The sequence below is a fragment of the Mycolicibacterium fluoranthenivorans genome (genome assembly GCF_011758805.1).
GTDB classification, from domain to species: domain Bacteria; phylum Actinomycetota; class Actinomycetes; order Mycobacteriales; family Mycobacteriaceae; genus Mycobacterium; species Mycobacterium fluoranthenivorans.
Genome location: NZ_JAANOW010000003.1, coordinates 43,709 through 66,186, shown reverse-complemented (window position 1 = coordinate 66,186; position 22,478 = coordinate 43,709). Strand labels below are relative to the sequence as shown.

Below are 22,478 nucleotides of genomic sequence, written 5' to 3'. Positions count from 1 at the left end.
CCGGGAATCTTAAAGGACTATTTGTAGGAAACCTGCAGGTCCTTAACTCCGTTGATCCAGCCGGAGCGGAGGCGAAGTGGCTCGGCGAGTTTTGAGATATCGGGGATCTGGTCGGCGATCTCGTTGAACATCAGCTTGATCTCCATGCGGGCGAGGTTGGCGCCGATGCAGAAATGGGCGCCGTTGCCGCCGAAGGCCAGGTGTGGATTGGGGTTGCGCAGGATGTCGAAGGTGAACGGGTTCTCGAACACCTCTTCGTCATAGTTGGCCGAGCTGTAGAACAGCCCGGCGCGCTGGCCCTTGCGGATGGTCACCCCACCGATCTCGGTGTCGACGAGTGCGGTGCGCTGGAAGCAGTGCACCGGTGTGGCCCAGCGGATGATCTCCTCGATGGCGGTGTCGGGCCGCTCGCGCTTGAAAAGCTCCCACTGGTCCGGGTTTTCGAAGAAGGCGTTCATCCCGTGGGTCATGGCGTTGCGGGTGGTCTCGTTGCCGGCCACGGCCAGCAGGATCACGAAGAACGCGAACTCGACCTCCGTGATGCCGTCTCCACCGTCACCGTCGATATCGGCCTGCACCAGCCGGGTGACAATATCGTCGGCCGGGCATTTCCGGCGGGCCTCGGCCATGTTGTAGGCGTAGCCCATCAGCTCGGCGTTGGCCGTGGTGGGATCGGCGTCGAAATCCGGGTCGTCGGTGTTCATGATGCAGTTGGACCAGTGGAAGATCTTCTCCCGGTCTTCTTCCGGGACGCCGATCAGATCGGCGATGGCCAGCAGGGGCAGCGGCATCGCCACTTCGTCAACAAAGTTGCCGGAGTTTCGTTCCTTGGCGGCGGCCACGATCTCGCGCGCGGCCACTGCGAGCTTGTGCTCGAGCGCGGCCACCGAGCGCGGGGTGAACAACCGGGACACCAGCTTGCGCAATCGGGTGTGCTCGGGGGCGTCATGGTTGATCAGCAGGGCCTTGGTGAGGTCGAGCTGGTCGGCGGTGATGCCGTCGGGTAGGCGCATGACCGCGCCCTTGGCGTTGGTGGACCACACATCGCCGCCGTTGCGGGAGATGGCCTTGATGTCTTCGTGGCGGCTGATCACCCAGTAGCCGCCGTCGCCGAAGATCGACTCGCCCTGCTCGTTCCACCACACCGGCGCCGTCTTGCGCAGCTCGGCGAACTCGGTGACCGGGATGCCCCGCAGCAGCACGTCGGGATCGGTGAAGTCGTAACCCTCACCGAACGGGCAGGTGCTTTCCAGCGTCGTCATTGTGGCCTCCTGATGTGACGTACCGCACTCGTTGCATCGACCATACACTGCAATGTCAACTGTATGGCCATGGCTTTCGGGTCCGGCCCGGCAACGGGCCGATAAGGTGATCACTCGTGCGCGTCCTCGTAATCGGATCCGGTGCCCGTGAGCACGCCCTGCTGCTGGCGCTCAGCCGCGACCCCGGCGTCGACTATCTGGCCGTGGCGCCCGGTAACGCCGGGACGGCCGCGGTCGCCGAGCAGTACGACGTCGATGCGACGTCCGGCGAGTCGGTCGTCGCCCTGGCGCGGCGTCTGGACGCCGACCTGGTGGTCATCGGCCCGGAGGTGCCCCTGGTGCTGGGGGTCGCCGACGCCCTGCGCAAGGCCGGTATCGCCACGTTCGGCCCGTCCAAGGACGCCGCCCGGATCGAAGGATCCAAGGCGTTCGCCAAGGACGTGATGACGGTCGCCGGAGTGCGGACGGCCACCAGCGAGATCGTCGACAACCCCGCCCGCCTGGACGCGGCCCTGGACCGCTTCGGGCCACCCGCCGGTCAGCGGGCCTGGGTGGTCAAGGATGACGGCCTGGCCGCGGGCAAGGGCGTGGTGGTCAGCGCCGACCGTGAGGCCGCTCGTGCGCACGCGGCGGCACTGCTCGACTCCGGGCACCCGGTGCTGCTGGAGTCGTTCCTGGACGGCCCCGAGGTGTCGCTGTTCTGTGTCGTCGACGGCGAGACGGTGGTGCCGCTGTTGCCGGCCCAGGACTTCAAGCGCGTCGGTGACAACGACACCGGCCCCAACACCGGTGGGATGGGTGCCTACACCCCGCTGCCGTGGCTGCCCGACGAGGTTCTTGCGCAGATTGTCGACGATGTTGTCAAACCCGTTGCTGCCGAGCTTGTTTCGCGCGGGAGCTCATTCTCCGGCCTGCTGTACGCGGGCCTGGCCATCACCTCGAACGGGCCCGCCGTGGTCGAGTTCAACTGCCGCTTCGGCGATCCCGAGACCCAGGCCGTGCTCGCCCTGCTGGAATCACCGCTGGGGACGCTGCTGCACGCCGCCGCCACGGGGACGCTGGTGGACCATCCGCCGCTGCAGTGGCGGGACGGTTCGGCCGTCACCGTGGTGATCGCTGCGGAGAACTATCCGGGCCGGCCGCGCGTCGGTGACGTGATCACCGGTTCGGAAGCCGACGGTGTCCTGCACGCCGGCACCACCCGGCGGGACGACGGTGCCATCGTCTCCTCCGGCGGGCGGGTGCTGTCCGTGGTGGGTACCGGCGCCGACCTTTCCGCTGCGCGCGCCGATGCTTACCGGCGGATCGACTCAATCCGCCTGCCGGGCAGTCATTTCCGTACCGACATCGGATTGGCCGCGGCGCTGGGCCGGATCTCGCTTCTCGGCTGACCCCGGGGGGGGTATTACGCGACCAGCAGGGGGCCCATCCAGGCCGCCTCGGCCGGCAGTTGCGAGCTCCAGAACCCGGCGTCATGGCCGCCTGGGGAGAAGCCGCCCGACGGCGGTGTCGGCAGCTGGGCGATGAACTGCCGGGTCGCCGAGGCGAACGGATCGCTGTTGCCGATGTCGATGCGGATCGGGATGGACCCCAGCGCGGGCAGGCCCCACACGCTGTTGGCCGCGTAGTCGTCGGCGCCGTCGAATGCGCCCGGTGCGGTGGCCCCCGAGGACGTCCACAGTGCCGGGCTGACCGCGCAGATCGCCGCGGTGCGGGCCGGCCCCAGCCGCGCGCCCAGCAGCAGTGCGCCGTACCCACCCATCGACCAGCCCAGGAAACCCACCCGTGAGGTGTCCAGGCCCTGGTCGGCCAGCATCGGGATCAACTCGTCGAGGACCATCGCGCCGGCGTCGTCACCGTCGGCACGCTTGTGCCAGTACCCGCCGCCGCCATCGACCGCGACCACCGCGAACGGCGGGATTCCGGTGGCCACGGCCTGCGCCAGGCCGTCCTCGACACCGCCGGCCATTACCGTCGCCGCGTCACTGCCCTTCCCGTGGAGCGCGATCACCGCACGCAGCGGCGCCGTCTGGCCGGGCGGGCGGGCGATGGCCCAGTTGGTGGTGATCCCACCGCGGGCCGCCGAGACGAATGATCCGGTGACGTAGGTCGGGGCCGGTGCGGTCGGGGGAGGTGGCGCGAGCGGCGCGCCCACGCTCGTCATCGCCACCGGCGGAGTGATGGCCTGCGGGGCGGAGGGCAGCGAGCCCAGTGCGTAGGCGCCCGCCGCTCCGACGGCGGCGCCGACGCCCAGCCGTAGAACAGTCCGGCGAGTGACGTCTGGCATGCGGGCCATCATGCCATCGGCCCGGTGACATTCTTGTGCAGTGCCTTGGCGATTGCCGCAAAACCCCCATACAGCAGGCCATTTGCTGGCAGCATGCAAGGCGTGACGGCGGCAGTGACCCCCAAGGGTGAGCGGCGGCGGGGCGCTCTCGTCAGCGCCGCTGCCGATCTGCTGTGCGAGGGCGGGTTCGACGCGGTGCGCCACCGTGCGGTGGCGCGTCGGGCCGGTCTGCCGCTGGCGTCGACGACGTATTACTTCTCCTCCCTGGACGACCTCATCGCCAAAGCCGTCGAACACGTCGGAACCCGCGAGGCCGAACATCTCAAGACACAGGTCGCGACGCTGTCCCGGCGGCGCCGCGGCGCGGAGTCCACCGCCGACCTGCTGGTCGACCTTCTGGTCGGTGACGACCCGGGGTCCCGGGTCCCCGAACTGATCTCCCGCTACGAGCGCTATATCGCGTGCGCGCGGCAACCGGAATTGCGCAGTATCCAGCGCCGGATCCTGCGCGAACGCACCGATGCCGTCGTCGAGGTGGTCGAGCGCTCAGGACGGACGGTGCACACCGAACTGCTCACCGCGCTGGTCCGCGCCGTCGACGGTGCGGTGGTCGCCGCGCTCGTCGACGACGGCGATACGCCGCGTGAGACCGCCCGCGCGACCCTGATGGATGTGATCGACGTTCTCGCGCCGTTCGACTGACTCGTAAGCTGTGTGTTCGTGAGCATCCCGAATGTCCTGGCCAGCCGCTACGCAAGCGATGACATGGTGGCCATCTGGTCACCCGAAGCCAAGATCGTCGCCGAACGCCGATTGTGGCTGGCCGTCCTGCGTGCGCAGGCCGAGCTCGGGGTGGCGGTACCCGACGGCGTGGTGGCCGACTACGAGCGCGTACTGGAGCAGGTGGATCTGGCCTCCATCGCCGCGCGCGAACGCGTCACCCGGCACGACGTGAAGGCGCGCATCGAGGAGTTCAACGCGCTGGCCGGCCACGAGCATGTGCACAAGGGCATGACGAGCCGCGACCTGACCGAGAACGTCGAGCAGCTGCAGATCCGGCAGTCGCTTGAGCTGGTGTTCTCCCACGGGGTGGCCGTCGTCGCGCGGCTGGCCGAGCGGGCGGCGCTGTACCGCGAGCTGGTGATGGCGGGGCGTTCGCACAACGTCGCGGCGCAGGCCACCACGCTGGGCAAGCGGTTCGCCTCGGCGGCCGAGGAGACGCTGGTGGCGTTGCACCGGCTACGCGAGCTCATCGACCGGTACCCGCTGCGCGGGATCAAGGGGCCGATGGGCACCGCCCAGGACATGCTCGACCTGTTCGACGGGGACACCGATCGGCTGGCCGAACTGGAACGCCGGGTCGCCCAATTCCTCGGATTCACAGACGTTTTCACCAGCGTCGGGCAGGTGTATCCGCGGTCGCTGGACCACGATGTTCTCTCGGCGCTGGTGCAGTTGGGCGCGGGGCCCTCCTCGTTCGCGCACACCATCCGACTGATGGCCGGGCACGAGCTGGTCACCGAGGGATTCGCGCCCGGGCAGGTCGGGTCCTCGGCCATGCCGCACAAGATGAACACCCGCTCCTGTGAGCGGGTGAACGGTCTGCAGGTGGTGTTGCGGGGCTATGCGTCAATGGCCGCCGAGTTGGCCGGAGCCCAGTGGAATGAGGGCGATGTGTTCTGTTCGGTGGTGCGCCGGGTCGCGCTGCCGGACGCGTTCTTCGCCATCGACGGGCAGACCGAGACGTTCCTGACGGTGCTCGACGAGTTCGGTGCCTACCCCGCGGTGATCCAGCGCGAACTGGACCGCTATCTGCCGTTCCTGGCGACCACCCGGATCCTCATCGCCGCGGTACGTGCCGGGGTGGGACGCGAATCCGCCCACGAGGTGATCAAGGAACACGCGGTGGCCGTCGCGCTGGCGATGCGGGAAAAGGGTGCGGAACCAGACCTGTTGGATCGGTTGGCGGCCGACCCGCGGCTGCCGCTGGACCGGGTTGCCCTCGACGCGGCGCTGGCCGACCGTGCCGCCTTCAGCGGCGCGGCGTCGGCGCAGGTGGATGCGGTGGTCAGTGCGGTCGACGAACTGGTGAGCCGCTACCCGGAGGCGGCCAAGTACACCTCGGGTGCCATCTTGTGACGTCCGCAGATCTGACAGATCTGGGTAATTTCGCTCAGGGGTTCCCCCATGAGCTGTTCGCCGAGCATCGGCGTTGCGCACCCGTGTTCTGGCACGAGCCGACCGAACACACACCGGACGGCGAAGGCTTCTGGTCCGTCGCCACCCACGCGGAAACGCTTGCGGTGCTTCGTCATCCGGTGACGTTCTCGTCCGTCACCGGCGGTTCCCGGCCGTACGGCGGGACGCTGTTGCAGGACCTGTCCATCGCGGGTCAGGTGCTCAACATGATGGACGATCCGCGGCACGCGCAGATCCGCAGGTTGGTGTCCTCCGGGCTGACCCCGCGGATGATCAGCCGGGTCGAAACCGACCTGCGCGGGCGGGCCCGGAGTCTGCTGGACGCGGTGCAACCCGGTGTTGCGGTGGACTTCCTGGTCGAGGTGGCCGCCGAGTTGCCGATGCAGATGATCTGCATCCTGCTGGGAATCCCGGAATCGGAACGGCATTGGCTGTTTCATGCCATCGAGCCGCAGTTCGACTTCTCCGGGCGCAGTGCCGAGGTGGGGCAGCTGACGGCCGAGGAGGCCGGGTCGCGGATGTACACCTACGGCATGGAGCTGATCGCGGCCAAACGCTCGGCGCCGACGGATGACATGCTCTCGGTGGTGGCCAACGCCGGCGTGAATGACACCGACACCGAGTTGTCCGATCTCGAGCTGTATCTGTTCTTCAGCCTGTTGTTCAGCGCCGGTGCCGAGACCACGCGCAACGCCGTCGCCGGCGGGTTGCTGTCGCTGATCGAGCATCCCGCACAGTTCCAGGCATTGCGCGCGGATATGTCGTTGCTGCCCAACGCCATCGAGGAGATGGTGCGGTGGACGACGCCCTCGCCGTCGAAACGGCGCACCGCCACCCGGGAGGTGTCACTCGGCGGGGTGACGATCACCGCGGGGCAGAAGGTCCAGGTGTGGGAAGGGTCGGCCAACCGCGACGAGCTGGTCTTCACGGCTCCGGACACGTTCGACATCACCCGTAAGCCCAATCCGCACCTGGGATTCGGCTACGGCGTGCACTACTGCCTGGGCGCCAACCTGGCCCGCCTGGAATTGCGGGTGATGTTCGAGGAGCTGCTGACGCGGTTCTCCGGCGCCGAGTTGGCCGCCCCGGTGGAATGGACCCGCAGCAACCGGCACACCGGCATCCGCCACCTGTTCGTCGCCTTCCAGTGATTTGTGCACGTTTACCGGCGGGTGCCGCCGCTAAACGTGCACACGTTCGACGGCGCGCCGAATCTCGGCGATGACGCGCTCGGGGTACTCGGTGAGGTCCAGCCAGGTGAACCGCAGGACCTGCCAGTCGAGCAGCGCTATCTCGTTCTGTTTGACGCGGTCCCGGTGGAAATCGTCGGCCGCGGTGTGAAACGGAAGTCCATCGACTTCGACGACCACCCGCGCGGCGGCGAACAGAACGTCGACCTCCCAGCGCCCGAGGCGTTGATTGGCCTTCCATCCCGTGATGCCCGCATCGCGAAGTGCTCTGATGAGCAGCCGTTCCGCCTCGGAATGGGCTCCGCCGTCGGCGGCCTGCAACAGCCGGCGAGCTGCCGGGGAACCGTGGCGTCCTTTGTTCTGCAGATGTGCACGCCAGAGCTGTCGGAGTTCCACGAGGTGCAGTTGCATTGCGGTGTCGATGATCTTCATGCCGCCGCCACGCCGGGCTGCGGCCTCCACGATCGTCAGGGCAGGCTTGGTGACGCGCAGTCCTCGCCGCTCGACGATGTCAGTTGGCACGAGGTCACGACGACGAGACCGGATACCGGCGCGCTTCGGATGATTGCTCACCTTGGGCACTGTCACCTCGACGACAGCCGGCGCGTATTTGGTCAGCTCGAGCCACCACGCCGCGGCCAGGCCCGTCGCCGTCGCCGCGTCGCCATACGCCCAGACCGCGGCCCGTACCCGCGCTGCGTCAGTGAAAGGGCGGTCGTCGGCGAAGTAGACGCCGCGCGAACAGCGGCGCCAGTGACCCGATCGGACTCTGCGGTTGACGGCGTCCTGGCTCAGGCCCGCGAGTCGAGCGTGGGCGAGGGTGATGACCCCGTCGTGATCGCGCAGAAGGTCTTGGAGCACGTTCTCTTGGACGGCATGACCCCACGGTTGGTTCCGTTCCGGGCGATTTGTGCACGTTCACCGGCGGACATCGCCGGTGAACGTGCACAAATCGCTGAGGACGTGAGCTCAGGACTTGAGCCGGATGCCGGCCGCGTGCAGTTCCAGCAGGGCCAGGCCGCGGATGGCCATCCGATCGTCGCGGCGCCACGCGCCGATCGGGTCGGGATCGATCGCGGTGAGCTTGGCCAGCGGCCGGTTGGCCAGGGCCCGCATGGCCAGCAGTTCCTGGCCGGCGTGGCTGGAGGCCAGGGACAGCACCACCAGCTTGCGGCGGAAGAACCGCAGCCGAAGGAACAGCCAGGGCATCGTCACGGCCAGGATCGGCGTCGCGGCCACGGCCACCGCCAGCACCCACGCCAGCCAGCTCGCGGTGACATCCAGGCTGTGACCGGCGCTGGCGATCTCGCCCGCCGCCTTGCTGGCCGCCTTCAGCGGCCCCGCCAGGGTGCCGCCGATGAGCGGCACGTCATCGGTGCTGTCCCCGGCCGACGCCAGATTCCCGGACACCCCGTCGGCGCCGCTCTGCACCTGACGACCCACTTCGGAGATGGTGGCGACCGCCGAGTACACCGCCCCGCCGACCATCACCCAGATGACGATCCAGATGATCACCGCGATATCGCTGAGCAGCTGGGCCAGTAATCGGCCGGGTTTGGTGGCGTAGGGGAGGTACCGCGAACTCATGGCCCTGATCCCAGCACATAGGGTGGGCGGATGCGCCCCGCTCTGACCGACTACCGGCATCTGGCCAGCGGCAAAGTTCGCGAGCTGTACCGCATCGACGACGGCCACCTACTGTTTGTGGCCTCCGATCGCATCTCGGCCTTCGACTTCATCCTGGACACCGAGATACCCGACAAGGGCCGGATCCTGACCGCGATGAGCGTGTTCTTCTTCGACCACCTCGGCGTGCCCAACCACCTCGCGGGCCCGGCGGACGACGAACGCATCCCGGCCGAGGTGCTGGGCCGCGCGCTGGTGGTGCGCCAGCTGGAGATGCTGCCGGTCGAATGCGTGGCCCGTGGCTACCTGACCGGATCCGGGCTGATCGACTACCAGCAGACCGGGGCCGTGTGCGGGATCGAGCTACCCCCGGGTCTGGTCGAGGCCAGCAAGTTCGCCGAGCCGATCTTCACCCCGGCCACCAAGGCGGAACTCGGAGACCACGACGAGAACATCGCCTTCGACGCCGTCGTCAAGCTCGTCGGCGAAGACCGCGCCGCCCAGCTGCGCGACCGCACCCTGGCCATCTACTCGAAAGCCGCCGACCACGCCCTGAGCAAGGGGGTGATCGTCGCCGACACCAAGTTCGAGTTCGGGGTGGATGGCGACGGCGAGCTGGTGCTGGCCGACGAGGTCCTGACACCGGACTCGTCGCGGTACTGGCCCGCCGACAGCTACCAGCCGGGCGTGGTGCAGCCCAGCTACGACAAGCAGTTCGTCCGCAACTGGCTGACCGGTCCGGACTCCGGCTGGGACCGGCATGGAAACACCCCGCCACCGCCGCTGCCCGAGGAGATCGCCGCGGCGACCCGGGCGCGCTATATCGAAGCCTACGAACGTATTTCCGGGCTCAACTTCAACGATTGGATCGGCGCATGACAGGGGCTCCCGTCGCCAAGCGGGTGGCGAAACGCCGCGAACATCACGGCGATGTCTTCGTCGACCACTACGAGTGGTTGCGTGACAAGGAGAACCCCGAGGTCATCGCCCACCTCGAGGCGGAGAACGAATACGCGGAGAAGGCCACCGAACATCTGGCGCCGTTGCGGCAGAAGATCTTCGACGAGATCAAGGCCCGCACCAAGGAAACGGATCTGTCGATCCCGACCCGGCGCGGCGAATGGTGGTACTACGGGCGCAGTTTCGAGGGCAAGCAGTACGGCGTGCAGTGCCGGTGCCCGATCGCCGGTCCCGACGACTGGACGCCACCGGAACTCGACGAGAACACCGCGATCCCCGGTGAGCAGATCCTGCTCGACGAGAACGACGAGGCCCACGGGCACGACTTCTTCTCGCTCGGGGCCATCAGTGTCAGTATCGACGGGAACATCCTGGCGTACTCGGTGGATGTCAAGGGTGACGAGCGGTACACCCTGCGGTTCAAGGACTTACGGACCGGGCAACTGTACGAGGACACCATCACCGGGATCGGCTCCGGAGTCACCTGGGCCGCCGACAACCGCACCGTCTACTACGTGACGGTCGACGACGCCTGGCGCCCGGATACCGTGTGGCGGCACCGGCTGGCGGCAGGTCTGCCATCGCAGAAGGTGTTCCACGAACCCGACGAGCGCTTCTGGCTGGCCGTCGGGCGTACCCGAAGTAACAAATATGTGCTGATCGCGGCGGGCAGCGCGGTCACCACCGAAGTGCACTACGCCGACGCCGCGGACCCGGAGGCCGCGTTCACCGTCGTGCTGCCGCGCCGCGACCTGGTCGAGTATTCGGTGGAGCACGCCGTGGTCGGCGGCGAGGACCGCTTCCTGATCATGCACAACGACGGGGCGATGAACTTCACCCTGGTCGATGCTCCGGTGAGTGACCCGACCGCCTTCCGCACCCTGATCGAGGCTCGCGACGATGTCCGCCTCGACGGTGTCGACGCGTTCGAGAAGCACCTGGTGGTGAGCTATCGGCGCGAAGCGCTACCGCGAATCCAGTTGTGGCCCATCGGCGCCGACGGAACCTACGGCGCGCCCGAGGAGATCGCGTTCGAATCCGAGTTGATGTCGGCGGGCCTGTCCGGCAACCCGAACTGGTCGTCGCCCAAACTGCGGGTGGGGGCCACCTCGTTCGTCATCCCGGTGCGCATCTACGACCTGGACCTGACCACCGGTGAGCGCACCCTGTTGCGGGAGCAGCCGGTGCTCGGCGACTACCGGCCGCAGGACTACGTCGAGCGCCGGGACTGGGCCGTGGCCGAAGACGGTGCCCGGATCCCGATTTCGATCGTGCACCGGGCCGGGCTGGCCTTTCCCGCGCCTGCGTTGCTGTACGGCTACGGTGCCTACGAATCCTGCGAGGACCCCCGCTTCTCGATCGCGCGCCTGTCCCTGCTGGACCGCGGGATGGTGTTCGCGGTGGCGCATGTGCGCGGCGGCGGGGAGCTCGGCCGGCCTTGGTACGAGAACGGCAAGCTGTTGCAGAAGCGCAATACGTTCACCGATTTCATCGCTGTCGCTGCGCATCTGGTGGACGCCGACGTGACCCGGCCGCAGAATCTCGTCGCCCTCGGCGGCAGTGCGGGCGGGTTGCTGATCGGCGCGGTGACCAACCTCGCCCCGCAGGCGTTTGCGGGGGTGCTGGCCCAGGTGCCGTTCGTCGACCCCCTGACCACCATCCTGGACCCGTCCCTGCCGCTGACCGTCACCGAATGGGACGAGTGGGGAAACCCGTTGGAGGACAAGAGCGTCTACGAGTACATGAAGTCGTACTCACCGTATGAGAACGTCGAGGCCAAGGACTACCCGGCCATCCTGGCCATGACCTCACTCAACGACACCCGGGTGTACTACGTCGAACCCGCGAAATGGGTTGCCGCGCTGCGTCATGTCAAGACCGATGACCATCCGGTGCTGCTGAAGACCGAGATGGCCGCCGGGCACGGCGGTATCAGCGGACGTTACGAACGCTGGAAGGAAGCGGCGTTCCAGTACGCCTGGCTACTGGCCACCGCGGACCGCGACCACTATGGCAGCGGCCAGGTACACAGCCTCTTCGGCGGACCGCAGACCTAGGTTCGCCGTCATCGACGCCGGCGGGTCGGGCATGCGGGCGGCGTAGATGTTGGCCGGGAACATGGCCAGCATCAGCACGAACAGACACCCTGCCGCGTCGGCCCGCGTGGGTGGATAGACCACCCCGACCGCGCCCATCAATTCGAGCACGCCGGTGACGGTGACCAGCAGGGCCGGCGCCGGCAGCGGTGGCGGCACGATGGCGATCATGTCCCGGCGCATTCCCGGCACGAAATGCGCGATCCCGGTCAGGGTGAACATCAGGGCAAGCCCGCACGCGATGGCGGCCGGCCAGGTGTCGGCGAGTGTGGCGCGGGCCGCGAGGCTGCCGAGCACCAGCGTGAGGAAGACGGCCATCGCACCTCCCCTGATCTAGACACTGTCAAGATGAGGATATCGAGAAACTAGACGATGTCAAGATAGGATGCAGGGGTGGGAAAACAGACCTATCACCACGGCGACCTGCGGGCGGCGATTCTCTCGCAGGCTGCGGCGCTGGTCGCCGAACGTGGCGCGGACGGCATCTCGCTACGTGAATTGGCCAGAGCCGCAGGCGTTTCACACGCCGCACCCGCGCATCACTTCACCGATCGGCGCGGGCTGTTCACCGCGCTGGCGGCCGAAGGATTCGGCCTGCTGGCCGCGGCCCTGGCCGACGCCCGGCCACAGTTCGTCGACGCCGCCAAAGCGTATGTCCGGTTCGCCCTGGATCATCCCGGCCACTACGAGGTGATGTTCGACAAGTCGCTCTACGACGACGATGACCCCGACCTGCTACGCGCCTCGGCCGCCGCGGGTGCCGAACTGAACCGCGGCGTCGGCACCCTGGCGGATCCGCACGCCAAAGCCGATCCCGACGGGGCCGCCCTGGCGGCGTGGTCGCTGGTGCACGGGTTCGCCCAGTTGTGGCTCAACGACGCCTTCGACAAGACGTGCATGGCGGGCGATCCGATCGCCACGGTCGAGAGGCTGGCGGCGATCCTGTTCGACGGCTAGCGTCGTCCCGGTGAGCCTGAACACGATCCCGCTGACCACCCTCGCCGGGGAATCCACCACGCTGGCCGAATTATCGGACGGCGCAACGCTCGTCGTGAACGTCGCCTCCAAGTGTGGCTTGACACCGCAGTACAGCGCGCTGGAGAAGCTGGCACAGGACTACGCCGGCCGGCTCACCGTCGTCGGCGTGCCGTGCAATCAGTTCATGGGACAGGAGCCCGGCACCGCCGAGGAGATCCAGACGTTCTGCTCGACCACCTACGGGGTCAGCTTCCCGCTGCTGGCCAAGACCGACGTCAACGGCGAAGACCGGCATCCGCTGTACGCCGCGCTGACCGAGACCCCCGACGCCGACGGTGCGGCCGGCGACATCCAGTGGAACTTCGAGAAGTTCCTGCTCGCGCCCGGCGGTGAGGTGGTCAACCGGTTCCGGCCCCGCACCGAACCCGACGCACCCGAGGTGATCGCGGCGATCGAAGCGGTACTGGCCGAATAGCCGATCCAAAAGTCAACTTGCGTCCGGGTGTTCGCAACCGTCGCGACACCTGACGTTGCCACACTGTGAACGTGGCAGGAGAACTGATCGTCTCCATTTCCGGTATCAGGGATCGCACCCTGACCGAGGTCGACGCGTTCTGCGGTGAGTTGGACGCCCGCGGCGTTCCGGTGTCGCTGATGGTGGCGCCCAGGCTCAAGGGAGACTACCGCCTGGAGCAGGATGGCTCCAGTGTCGAATGGCTCGGCGACCGTCGCAACCGGGGCGACGCCCTGGTCCTGCACGGTTTCGACGAGGTCGCCACCAAGACCCGTCGTGGCGAGTTCGCCGTATTGCCCGCGCACGAGGCGAATCTGCGGCTGATGGGCGCCGACCGTGTTCTGGAACATCTCGGCCTGCGTACCCGGCTGTTCGCCGCGCCGGGCTGGACGGTCTCGCAGGGCACCGTCGCGGCCTTGCCGCGGAACGGATTCCGGTTGCTCATCGGCGTCGCGGGCATCAGTGATCTGATCCGCGACACCACCCTGCGGGCCCGTGTGCTCGGCATCGGCGAGGGATTTCTGACCGAACCGTGGTGGTGCCGCACCCTGGTGCTGTCCGCCGAACGCAGCGCCCGCCGCGGCGGCATGGTGCGACTGGCCGTCTCGGCCCGCCAGCTACGCCGCACCGGAACCCGGCAGGCCATCCTGGACGCCATCGACCTGGCTCTCATGCACCAGTGCGTGCCTGCGGTGTACCGCTGGACCCCGTATCCGGCGCTCACCGACGCGGCCTGACCCGCTGGACTGCCCGACTCCTCACCGCTTGATCGTCGTCGAGGTGGGGCTAGCCTTGGCGTCATGGACGCCGATGTCATCGTGGTGGGTGCTGGGCTGGCCGGGCTGGTCGCCGCATGCGAACTGGTCGAACGCGGTCGTAAGGTCCTGATCGTCGACCAGGAGAACGCCGCCAACATCGGCGGCCAGGCCTACTGGTCGTTCGGCGGGTTGTTCTTCGTCGACAGCCCCGAGCAGCGCCGCCTCGGTATCCGCGACAGTCACGAGCTGGCGTTACAGGATTGGCTGGGCTCCGCCGGCTTCGACCGCGCCGAGGACCACTGGCCCCGCCAGTGGGCACACGCCTACGTCGACTTCGCCGCGGGGGAGAAGCGCCGCTGGCTGCGGGAGCGTGGGCTGCAGACCTTCGCGCTGGTCGGCTGGGCCGAACGCGGCGGCTATGGCGCTCGCGGACACGGGAATTCGGTCCCGCGCTTCCACATCACCTGGGGCACCGGCCCGGCGCTGGTCGACATCTTCGCCCGCCGCCTGCTCGGCCACCCGAAGGTGACGTTCGCACACCGGCACCGCGTCGACGAGCTCATCGTCGCGGACGGCGCCGTCGTCGGTGTGCGCGGTGCGGTGCTCGAGCCGTCGGCCGCCGCACGTGGCGTCGCGTCCTCGCGTAACACCGTGGGGGAGTTCGATTTCCGGGCCCAGGCCGTGATCGTCGCCAGCGGCGGCATCGGCGGCAACCACGATCTGGTGCGCAAGAACTGGCCGGCCCGGATGGGTACACCACCGAAGACGATGCTCTCCGGTGTCCCCGAGCACGTCGACGGGCGGATGATCGGGATCGCCGAATCCGCGGGCGCCCAGGTGATCAACGCCGACCGGATGTGGCACTACACCGAAGGCATCACCAACTACGACCCGGTGTGGCCCAACCACGGTATCCGGATCCTGCCCGGGCCGTCCTCGTTGTGGCTGGACGCCACCGGGAAACGCCTGCCAGTGCCGCTGTACCCGGGATTCGACACGCTCGGCACGCTGGAGTACATCGCCGCCACCGGCTACGACTACACCTGGTTCGTGCTCAACGCCCGCATCATCGCCAAGGAGTTCGGCCTGTCTGGGCAGGAGCAGAACCCGGACCTGACCGGGCGCAGTGTCCGTGCCGTGCTGTCCCGCGGCCGGGACGGCGGCCCCGCCCCGGTCCGCGCATTCGTGGACAAGGGCGTCGATTTCGTCACCGCGAACTCACTGCGAGACCTGGTGTCCGCGATGAACGGCGTCGACGGGGTGGCGCCCCTGGACTACGCCACCGTCGAGGCCGAAGTGACCGCGCGGGACCGCGAGGTGGTCAACCGCTTCAGCAAGGACGGGCAGATCACCGCGATCCGGGGTGCCCGCGACTACCTGCCGGACCGGCTGGCCCGCGTCGTCGCCCCACACCGGTTGACCGATTCCAAGGCCGGCCCGCTGATCGCCGTCAAACTGCACATCTTGACCCGCAAATCGCTGGGTGGACTGCAGACCGACCTGGAATCGCGGGTTCTCACCGCCGACGGCAGCGCCTTCAGCGGTCTGTACGCCGCCGGTGAGGCCGCCGGATTCGGTGGCGGCGGCGTACACGGCTACCGGTCGCTGGAAGGCACCTTCTTGGGTGGCTGCGTGTTCTCCGGCCGGGCCGCGGGCAGGGCGGCCGCCCGCGACACCGCCTGAGGCCCGGCCGCCAGGACCGCCAAGCACACCAGGGCGGTGGCCCACAGCCAGCCGCCGAAGATATCGGTCAGGTAGTGGTAGTCGGTCGCGGCCATCCCGATGCCACCGATGACGCTGATCACCGCGGCCAGCGCGGCTCGCCACACCGTGTAGCCGACGGCCAGCACGAACATCGCCGTCACGGTGGTGACCACCGTGGCGTGTCCGCTGGGGTAGGCGTGGGCCCAGTAGCCGCCGTCCCCTTTGGCGCGGCCGAACAGCTTCTTGAGCACACGCGATCCGAGCAGCGCGAGGCCCGGACACAGAGCCGCGACCGCCGCCACCCGCCAGCGCCGCTGCCACAGCGCCACCACCACCGCACAGAACACCAGGGCGACCATCGCGATACCCCAGGTGAACCACAGCATCCAGCGGGGATCCGGGCCGAGGATCCGGTTCATCGCGTTCAGCGCGGCGATGTCGAAAGGGGTGTTACTTGGACCAACCAGCAGGCCGAGCACCACCATGGCGGTGATGCCGGCGGGCGGCCACCAGATCAGCAGGGTCCGTGCGTTCAGAATGTCGTTCCGTTCTCCGGGGTGAGCACCTGGAAGTCGGTGTCCGTCATCTCCGACAACCGGCCGTAGTAGATACCCCGCGCGGCCGGCTCGATGATGCCCTGGTGGATCGGCACGGCCCGGGACGGAGCGACGGCGCGCAGATAGTCGACCGCCTCGGAGATCTTCATCCACGGCGCCGCCGCCGGGGTGGCCAACACGTCGACCGGCTCACCGGGGGCGAACAGGGCGTCGCCCGGGTGCATCAGCCGGGCGGGGTGGTCGCCGTCGCCGATCAGGTACGACGTGTTGTCGATCACCGGGATGTCCGGGTGGATGGTGGCGTGGGTGCCGCCCACGCCACGCACCGACAGATGCCCGACGGTGAAGGCGTCGCCGGCGTGTACCGCTGTCCACGGTGCGCCCAGCTGGGCCGCCGTCTGGGGATCCGCGTACAGCTTGGCCTGCGGGTTCGCGTCCAGCAGCGCGGGCAGCCTGGCGGTGTCGGCGTGATCGGGATGCTGATGGGTGATCAGGATCGCGTCCAGACCCGTGATGCCCTCGAAGCCGTGTGAGAAGTTGCCGGGATCGAACAGCACCCTGGTGCTGCCGCCGCCGACGTTCGGGAAGTCTGCCAGCAGGCAGGAGTGGCCGAAATGCACGAGTTGCATGGCTCCATTGTGGCTTGTATCTACGTCGGTAGAGTTACAGCCGATCAGGACCGATTTGTGCAAACTTTCGAAGGAGTACCCGTGGCCCGCGTCGTAGTGCACGTGATGCCCAAGGCCGAGATCCTCGACCCGCAGGGGCAGGCGATCGTCGGCGCGCTGGGCCGTCTCGGCCACTCTGGTATCTCGGACGTCCGCCAGGGCAAGCGTTTCGAGCTCGAGGTGGACGATTCGGTATCCGATGCGGCGCTGGCCGAAATCGCCGAATCGCTGTTGGCCAACACGGTCATCGAGGACTTCGTCGTGAGCCGGGAACAGTCGTGACCGGTCTAGAGGCGAGCGCAGCGACGCGAAATGCGGCTGCGGCGAGCGCAGCGACGGGTAACAGTGCCGCCAAGGTGGGCGTGATCACCTTTCCCGGCACGCTGGATGACGTCGACGCGGCCCGGGCGGTGCGGTTGGCCGGCGGCGAGGCCGTCGCCCTGTGGCATGCCGATGCCGACCTCAAGGGTGTGGACGCCGTGGTGGTACCGGGCGGGTTCTCCTACGGGGACTACCTGCGCGCCGGGGCCATCGCCAGCTTCGCGCCGGTGATGCGCTCGGTGGTCGACGCTGCCCGGGGCGGGCTGCCGGTGCTCGGCATCTGCAACGGCTTCCAGGTGCTGTGTGAGTCCGGTCTGCTGCCGGGTGCGCTGACCCGCAACGCCGGACTGCACTTCATCTGCCGTGACGTGTGGCTGCAGGTGGCGTCCAACTCGACGGCGTGGACCACCCGCTACGAGCAGGACGCCGATCTGCTGGTGCCGCTGAAATCCGGCGAGGGCCGGTACGTCGCCTCTGAGGCAGTGCTCGACGAACTCGAGGGTGAGGGCCGCGTGGTGTTCCGCTACCGCGACAACCTCAACGGGTCGATGCGCGGCATCGCCGGGGTCAGCTCGGCCGACGGCCGCGTGGTCGGGCTGATGCCGCACCCCGAGCACGCCACCGAACCGCTCACCGGCCCATCTGATGACGGGCTCGGGCTGTTCTACTCCGCCCTTGATGCGGTGTTGACGGCTTAACTCGCGATTAACCGCACCCGGTCTCGAGCCGGGTCGGGCCAGCTGGTCCTCAAAATGCCTGATGGCCAAGAGTTTTCGGTACTCGAGAACGGCGGTCGCGTCCGTAGTCGACGGATTCGGGACCCCCGGACTTAGACTGCTGATGTTCGCGACCACTAATCCGGTCCGGACATTCGGCGAGCGAGTACATCGGAAAGGCCCATATGAAAGTCCGTGTCGCCCTTGGCGTCCTAGTCATCATTGCGGCATACGTCACGACGATCGCTCTGTACGCGGCCACCGGTCTTGGCAGTCCCCGGGAGCTAACCGCCGATGAGCCGGTGCCCGGTGCAACCTCGGTCACCTTCGACCTGGAAGAGGTTCACGCAGTTAAGGGCGAGATGGTTGCCAACGTCACGGTCACCCCGGGACCGGGCGTGCTCGATCCGGTAACTCACAGCCTGACCGAAGACCTCAGTGTCGCAATCCATTCGGCCGTCACGCCCACCACCCGCAGCTGGCCCAAGGGCACCGTCCCAGGTGTTTTTCCTGTCGCGCTCACCATCGCCGGCAACCCCGGCGCCTACCCGTTTGACCGGTATCGATCCGGACCCATCACCGTCGAGGTGGTACGCGGCGCCAACCGAGCCCCCGAGCGAACCTGGGCATCGTTCGTCGACCGGGTGCCGGGATGGATGTTCAGCATCCCCTCGCGCGGCGCGTCCGACGCATCCACGGTGTACCGCGTGGACTTGCATCGGTCGCCGAGCACCGCTGCGTTTGCCGCGATCATCTTGGGCGCACTGATCACCATCGCCACGCTGGGCGTGGTCGTAGCCGTGCAGACCTTGCGGAATCAGCGCAAGTTCCAACCGCCGATGACGACGTGGTTCGCGGCAATGCTGTTTGCAGTCGTGCCGTTGCGCAACGCACTGCCCGATGCGCCACCCATGGGGACGTGGGTGGACGTCACCGTGGTGCTCTGGGTGGTCGTGGCCCTGGTCGCGTCCATGAGCATGTATGTCGCCTGTTGGTGGCGGCACCTCAAACCCGAGGTCGACGACAAGCGATGAGAAGCCCGTGTGGATGCCGGTGCTCTGGGGTACCGGCCGCCGCGCGGATCAGGCGGACAGTGCGACCGACGCCTCGGCGGTGTAGTTCAGGAATGTGAACGTCTCCTGCAGGTACAGCTGCACGGTCTCGGCGTCGTGGCTCAGATAGCCGATCGACACGTCGGTGCCCAGCTGTAGATCGAAATCGCCTCCGCGGGTGGACAACACGAACGCGCCATCGATGGCGGGGGCCCAGATGATATCCCCGTCGACCACCCGGTTGAGGTGCTCGCGCAGCGGGTAGCCGTGTTCGGTGGTCTCGCTGACCTTGGTGTACGCGTCGGCCGACAGCAGCACCGAGTACGGCCCGTCGACACCGGCCAGCCGCAGCTCCGAGAGCGCCTGGGCGATCACATCGGGGTAGTCCCGGGGATCCTCGGGCAAAGCCAGGCCGGGGTTGGAGCTGGACGCCCGGATGCCCTGGATGTTGGCGGCCGCGTACCCCTCGAAGATCGCCCGATCCTCGGCGAACGCCAGCTTCTTGGCCGCGTCCTTGACCGGATCCCAGTCCGAGTCCTGCGAGCCGCGCTCCACGTCGTCGATCGCCTCGCGGGTGATCGTGAACGGCACCCGCAGCCGCACCAGCGGCCGGCTGTCCCGCAGGTGGGCCAGCACACCGTCGCCCGGTGAGGCCACGTTGAGCAGATGTCCTGTCGACACCGCGGCGGTCGTGGCGCCGCTCGGCCCGCTGCAGTCCACGACGCGGCGTCCGGCGATGTGGCGCTTGAACGTCCGGGTGGCCTCCTGCTCGATCTCGGCCCACGCCTCGTCGGTGACCGGCGCCAGTTCGCGGTACAGGTTGTTCATTGGGGTTGTCCTTTCAAGCTGCCGATCGACAGTGAACCGGAGTATGCGGGGGCGGGAGGGGTGACGACCACGGCGGGTGCGGCGTTCTCGTCACCGGGTAGCGGGGGCGGGTCGTCGAGGAAATCGGCGGTCGGGGTGAAGAACAGACACCCGGTGACCGCGGTGGAGAAATCCAGAATCCGGTCGGTGTTGCCGGGCGGATCCCCGATGAACATGTTGCGCAGCATGCGCTCGGTGACCGCGGCGCTGCGCGAGTACCCGATGTAGTAGGTCCCGAACTCACCCTTGCCGATCTCACCGAACGGCATGTTGTGGCGCAGGGTCTTCAGTTCGTTGCCCTCGTCGTCCTCGATCACGTTGAGGGCCACATGCGAATTCGCGGGCTTTACGGCATCGTCGAGTTCGATGTCGTCGAGTTTGGTGCGGCCGATCGCGCGCTCCTGCTCCTCGACCGACAGCGCGTTCCAGGCCGACATATCGTGCAGGTAGCGCTGCACGTGCACGTAGCAGCCGCCGGCGAAGTCGGGATCCTCGTCGCCGATCTGACTGGCGTGCAGTGCCACCTGGCCACCCGGGTTCTCGGTGCCGTCCACGAAGCCCAGCAGGTCGCGGTTGTCGAAGAACTTGAACCCCTGCACCTCGTCGACGATGGTGATGGCGCCGTCCATCGCCTGGGCGATCTTGCCGGCCAGCTCGAAACACACGTCCAGCGACTCGGCGCGGAGGTGGAACAACAGATCCCCGGGAGTGGACGGGGCGCTGTGCCGCGGGCCCTCCAACGCGATGAACGGGTGTAGTTCGGCCGGCCGCGGCCCGCTGAACAACCGGTCCCAGGCGTCCGAGCCGATCGACGTGATGACGGACAGATGCTTGGCCGGATCGCGAAAACCTATGGCGCGAACCAGCCCCGAGATATCGCCGAGGGCATCGTGCACTGTCTGCTCGCCACCGTCGTCGATGGTGGCGACCAAGAAGATGGCAGCCGGCGTCAGAGGCGCAAGCACCGCCTGCGGAACAAGATCGGGCACATCGCAGACCCTAGCGCGGCCGACGCCCGGCACACCGGTCAAGATGAAAAGATGCCAGCTAGCCCCCAGAGCCTGTGTGAGTTCATCGACGCCTCACCGTCGCCGTTCCATGTGTGCGCGACCGCCGCGCGCCTGCTGGCGGCCGCCGGATACACCGAACTGTCCGAGGCGGACGCCTGGCCCGCCTCGGGCCGCTATTTCACGGTGCGGGCGGGTTCGTTGGTCGCCTGGGATTCGACGCCCGGCGATGTGCCGTTCCGGATCGTCGGCGGCCACACCGACAGCCCCAACCTGCGCGTCAAGCAGCACCCGGACCGGGCGGTCGCGGGCTGGCAGGTGGTGGCGTTGGCGCCCTACGGCGGTGCATGGCTGAACTCCTGGCTGGACCGCGATCTCGGGATCAGCGGCCAGCTGTCGATCGTCGAGGCGGGGAGTGGGTCCGGCGGCGGGGTGGAACACCGGCTGGTCCGCATCGACGACCCGATCCTGCGGGTGCCGCAGCTGGCCATCCACCTGTCCGATGACCGCAAGGGTGTCAGCCCCGACCCGCAGCGCCACGTCAACGCGATCTGGGGCCTGGGGGAGCAGGGCTCGTTCCTCGAGTTCGTCGCCGAACGCGCCGGGGTGCGGGCCTCGGAGGTCCTGGGCTTCGACCTGATGACGCACGACCAGGCGGCGTCGGCGATCACCGGCGCCGGTGGCGAGTTCGTCAGCGCCCCGCGGCTGGACAACCAGGTCACTTGCTACGCCGGGGTCGAAGCGTTACTCGCGGTGAAGCCCACCGGTCACATCCCGGTGCTCGCCCTGTTCGACCACGAGGAGGTCGGCTCGCAGTCCGATCACGGCGCCCAGTCCGAGCTGTTGCCGACGGTGCTGGAGCGCATCGTGCTGGCGGCGGGTCACGGTCGGGAGCATTTCCTGCGTCGCTGCGCCGAGTCGATGGTGGCTTCCGGAGACATGGCCCACGCCACCCACCCGAACTACCCGGACCGGCACGAACCCGGTCACCTCATCGCCGTCAACGCCGGTCCGGTACTCAAGGTGCAGCCCAACCTGCGGTACGCCACCGACGGCCGGACCGCGGCGGCGTTCGCGCTCGCGTGCCGGCAGGCCGGGGTGCCGCTACAGCGCTACGAGCACCGGGCCGACCTGCCGTGCGGGTCGACCATCGGGCCGATGACATCCGCACGTACCGGTATCCCGACGGTCGACGTGGGTGCGGCGCAGCTGGCCATGCATTCGGCCCGGGAGATGATGGGCGCCCTCGACGTCGCGACGTATTCGGCGGCGCTTCAGGCGTTCCTGGCGCCCGCGGGTTCGTCCACGCCGTAGGTGTCGGGGGTAGTCGTTAAGCTCCCGGTATGGGCCTTGGCGTGGAGATGATCACCGTCGACTCACTCGATCCCGACCGCCTCGCGGCGTGGTGGGCCACCGCCACCGACGGTGAGCTGACCGCGTTGATGCCGGGGGAATTCGTGTTCGTCGCCTTGCCGAGCGGGTTGCGGCTGGGGTTCCAGCGGGTCGAGGATCCGACTCCCGGCAAGAACCGGGTGCATGTCGATTTCAGCGCCGCCGATCTGGAGGCGGAGGTGGCTCGCCTGGTCTCGCTGGGCGCCCGTGAGACCGGCCGGCACGAGTACGGCGCGGAGTTCCGCTGGGTGGTGCTCGCGGACCCGGACGGAAACGCCTTCTGCTTGACTGCCGCTTCCTGACGGGTGTCCGCGGGCACGGTCG

General features: G+C 68.0%; 24 protein-coding genes. 15 read left to right on the top strand and 9 right to left on the bottom strand.

The window, feature by feature from the left end; translation table 11 throughout:
• Positions 1 to 17 precede the first annotated feature (17 nt).
• Positions 18 to 1,262, bottom strand: coding sequence for a cytochrome P450 (locus tag FHU31_RS23610; protein ID WP_167163145.1), 1,245 nt, complete (start codon positions 1,260 to 1,262; stop codon positions 18 to 20).
• Positions 1,263 to 1,378: 116 nt separating this feature from the next.
• Here FHU31_RS23610 and purD point away from each other — a divergent pair, with 116 nt between their 5' ends.
• Positions 1,379 to 2,653, top strand: coding sequence for a phosphoribosylamine--glycine ligase (purD, locus tag FHU31_RS23605; RefSeq protein ID WP_167163143.1), 1,275 nt, complete (start codon positions 1,379 to 1,381; stop codon positions 2,651 to 2,653).
• Positions 2,654 to 2,667: 14 nt separating this feature from the next.
• Here purD and FHU31_RS23600 read toward each other — a convergent pair whose 3' ends face one another.
• The gene (locus FHU31_RS23600) at positions 2,668 to 3,561 is read right to left on the bottom strand and encodes an alpha/beta hydrolase (protein WP_167163141.1); all 894 of its coding nucleotides are present in this window, start codon (positions 3,559 to 3,561) and stop codon (positions 2,668 to 2,670) included.
• An 81-nt stretch (positions 3,562 to 3,642) separates the two neighbouring features.
• On the opposite strand from FHU31_RS23600, the gene FHU31_RS23595 reads away from it, so the two are divergent.
• Genes FHU31_RS23595 through FHU31_RS23585 form a run of 3 tightly spaced genes read left to right on the top strand, consistent with a single transcriptional unit; the run spans position 3,643 to position 6,899 of the window.
• A complete protein-coding gene (locus tag FHU31_RS23595) occupies positions 3,643 to 4,251 on the top strand; it encodes a TetR/AcrR family transcriptional regulator (protein WP_167163139.1) in 609 nt (202 codons plus the stop codon).
• A gap of 18 nt (positions 4,252 to 4,269) precedes the next feature.
• The gene (gene purB / locus FHU31_RS23590; protein WP_167163137.1) at positions 4,270 to 5,688 is read left to right on the top strand and encodes an adenylosuccinate lyase; all 1,419 of its coding nucleotides are present in this window, start codon (positions 4,270 to 4,272) and stop codon (positions 5,686 to 5,688) included.
• Positions 5,685 to 6,899: a cytochrome P450 gene (locus tag FHU31_RS23585; RefSeq protein ID WP_167163135.1), complete on the top strand. Its 1,215-nt coding sequence runs from the start codon at positions 5,685 to 5,687 to the stop codon at positions 6,897 to 6,899. The genes purB and FHU31_RS23585 overlap by 4 nt, the downstream gene beginning before the upstream one ends.
• A 30-nt stretch (positions 6,900 to 6,929) precedes the next feature.
• Here FHU31_RS23585 and FHU31_RS23580 read toward each other — a convergent pair whose 3' ends face one another.
• Positions 6,930 to 7,799 carry a type IV toxin-antitoxin system AbiEi family antitoxin domain-containing protein gene (locus FHU31_RS23580; protein WP_167163133.1) on the bottom strand — a complete coding sequence of 290 codons (870 nt, stop codon included), beginning with the start codon at positions 7,797 to 7,799 and terminating at the stop codon, positions 6,930 to 6,932.
• A 108-nt stretch (positions 7,800 to 7,907) separates the two neighbouring features.
• Positions 7,908 to 8,525: a hypothetical protein gene (locus FHU31_RS23575; RefSeq protein WP_167163131.1), complete on the bottom strand. Its 618-nt coding sequence runs from the start codon at positions 8,523 to 8,525 to the stop codon at positions 7,908 to 7,910.
• Between the two features lie 30 nt (positions 8,526 to 8,555).
• On the opposite strand from FHU31_RS23575, the gene FHU31_RS23570 reads away from it, so the two are divergent.
• A complete protein-coding gene (locus FHU31_RS23570; protein ID WP_167163129.1) occupies positions 8,556 to 9,443 on the top strand; it encodes a phosphoribosylaminoimidazolesuccinocarboxamide synthase in 888 nt (295 codons plus the stop codon).
• Entirely contained in the window at positions 9,440 to 11,581 is a 2,142-nt protein-coding gene (locus FHU31_RS23565) for a S9 family peptidase (protein ID WP_167163127.1), read from the top strand. Before FHU31_RS23570 ends, FHU31_RS23565 begins: the two co-directional genes overlap by 4 nt.
• Here the strand turns inward: FHU31_RS23565 and FHU31_RS23560 are convergent.
• Entirely contained in the window at positions 11,507 to 11,938 is a 432-nt protein-coding gene (locus FHU31_RS23560) for a DoxX family protein (protein ID WP_167163125.1), read from the bottom strand. The two genes, FHU31_RS23565 and FHU31_RS23560, sit on opposite strands and share 75 nt — an antisense overlap.
• 75 nt (positions 11,939 to 12,013) lie before the next feature.
• Here FHU31_RS23560 and FHU31_RS23555 point away from each other — a divergent pair, with 75 nt between their 5' ends.
• The 4 genes from FHU31_RS23555 to FHU31_RS23540 all read left to right on the top strand — a co-directional run bounded on the left by FHU31_RS23555 (position 12,014) and on the right by FHU31_RS23540 (position 15,553).
• Positions 12,014 to 12,577 (top strand): TetR/AcrR family transcriptional regulator, encoded by a 564-nt coding sequence (locus tag FHU31_RS23555; protein WP_167163123.1) that lies wholly within the window; start codon positions 12,014 to 12,016, stop codon positions 12,575 to 12,577.
• A gap of 10 nt (positions 12,578 to 12,587) precedes the next feature.
• On the top strand, positions 12,588 to 13,073 hold the full coding sequence (locus tag FHU31_RS23550; protein WP_167163121.1) for a glutathione peroxidase: 486 nt from the start codon (positions 12,588 to 12,590) through the stop codon (positions 13,071 to 13,073).
• Positions 13,074 to 13,144: 71 nt separating this feature from the next.
• A complete protein-coding gene (locus FHU31_RS23545; protein ID WP_167163119.1) occupies positions 13,145 to 13,849 on the top strand; it encodes a DUF2334 domain-containing protein in 705 nt (234 codons plus the stop codon).
• Between the two features lie 63 nt (positions 13,850 to 13,912).
• Positions 13,913 to 15,553, top strand: a complete 1,641-nt coding sequence (locus FHU31_RS23540; RefSeq protein WP_167163117.1) for an FAD-binding dehydrogenase — start codon at positions 13,913 to 13,915, stop codon at positions 15,551 to 15,553.
• Here the strand turns inward: FHU31_RS23540 and FHU31_RS23535 are convergent.
• Both FHU31_RS23535 and FHU31_RS23530 read right to left on the bottom strand, forming a co-directional pair.
• Positions 15,466 to 16,059: a phosphatase PAP2 family protein gene (locus FHU31_RS23535; RefSeq protein ID WP_167163115.1), complete on the bottom strand. Its 594-nt coding sequence runs from the start codon at positions 16,057 to 16,059 to the stop codon at positions 15,466 to 15,468. The genes FHU31_RS23540 and FHU31_RS23535 overlap by 88 nt on opposite strands.
• 47 nt (positions 16,060 to 16,106) lie before the next feature.
• Positions 16,107 to 16,760, bottom strand: a complete 654-nt coding sequence (locus FHU31_RS23530) for an MBL fold metallo-hydrolase (protein ID WP_167163113.1) — start codon at positions 16,758 to 16,760, stop codon at positions 16,107 to 16,109.
• A gap of 81 nt (positions 16,761 to 16,841) precedes the next feature.
• Between FHU31_RS23530 and purS the strand changes: the two genes are divergently transcribed.
• From purS to FHU31_RS23515, 3 genes are all read left to right on the top strand, one after another.
• Positions 16,842 to 17,081, top strand: coding sequence for a phosphoribosylformylglycinamidine synthase subunit PurS (gene purS / locus FHU31_RS31660; RefSeq protein WP_167163110.1), 240 nt, complete (start codon positions 16,842 to 16,844; stop codon positions 17,079 to 17,081).
• Positions 17,082 to 17,155: 74 nt separating this feature from the next.
• On the top strand, positions 17,156 to 17,818 hold the full coding sequence (purQ, locus tag FHU31_RS23520; protein WP_167163614.1) for a phosphoribosylformylglycinamidine synthase subunit PurQ: 663 nt from the start codon (positions 17,156 to 17,158) through the stop codon (positions 17,816 to 17,818).
• 203 nt (positions 17,819 to 18,021) lie between these two features.
• The gene (locus FHU31_RS23515) at positions 18,022 to 18,870 is read left to right on the top strand and encodes a DUF4436 domain-containing protein (RefSeq protein ID WP_167163108.1); all 849 of its coding nucleotides are present in this window, start codon (positions 18,022 to 18,024) and stop codon (positions 18,868 to 18,870) included.
• A gap of 48 nt (positions 18,871 to 18,918) precedes the next feature.
• On the opposite strand, the gene FHU31_RS23510 is transcribed toward FHU31_RS23515, so the two are convergent.
• Positions 18,919 to 19,716, bottom strand: coding sequence for a family 1 encapsulin nanocompartment shell protein (locus tag FHU31_RS23510; protein WP_090354436.1), 798 nt, complete (start codon positions 19,714 to 19,716; stop codon positions 18,919 to 18,921).
• Positions 19,713 to 20,744 carry a Dyp-type peroxidase gene (locus tag FHU31_RS23505; RefSeq protein ID WP_167163106.1) on the bottom strand — a complete coding sequence of 344 codons (1,032 nt, stop codon included), beginning with the start codon at positions 20,742 to 20,744 and terminating at the stop codon, positions 19,713 to 19,715. Before FHU31_RS23505 ends, FHU31_RS23510 begins: the two co-directional genes overlap by 4 nt.
• A gap of 51 nt (positions 20,745 to 20,795) precedes the next feature.
• On the opposite strand from FHU31_RS23505, the gene FHU31_RS23500 reads away from it, so the two are divergent.
• Both FHU31_RS23500 and FHU31_RS23495 read left to right on the top strand, forming a co-directional pair.
• A complete protein-coding gene (locus FHU31_RS23500) occupies positions 20,796 to 22,076 on the top strand; it encodes a M18 family aminopeptidase (RefSeq protein WP_167163104.1) in 1,281 nt (426 codons plus the stop codon).
• A gap of 29 nt (positions 22,077 to 22,105) precedes the next feature.
• On the top strand, positions 22,106 to 22,456 hold the full coding sequence (locus tag FHU31_RS23495) for a VOC family protein (RefSeq protein WP_167163102.1): 351 nt from the start codon (positions 22,106 to 22,108) through the stop codon (positions 22,454 to 22,456).
• Positions 22,457 to 22,478 lie beyond the last annotated feature (22 nt).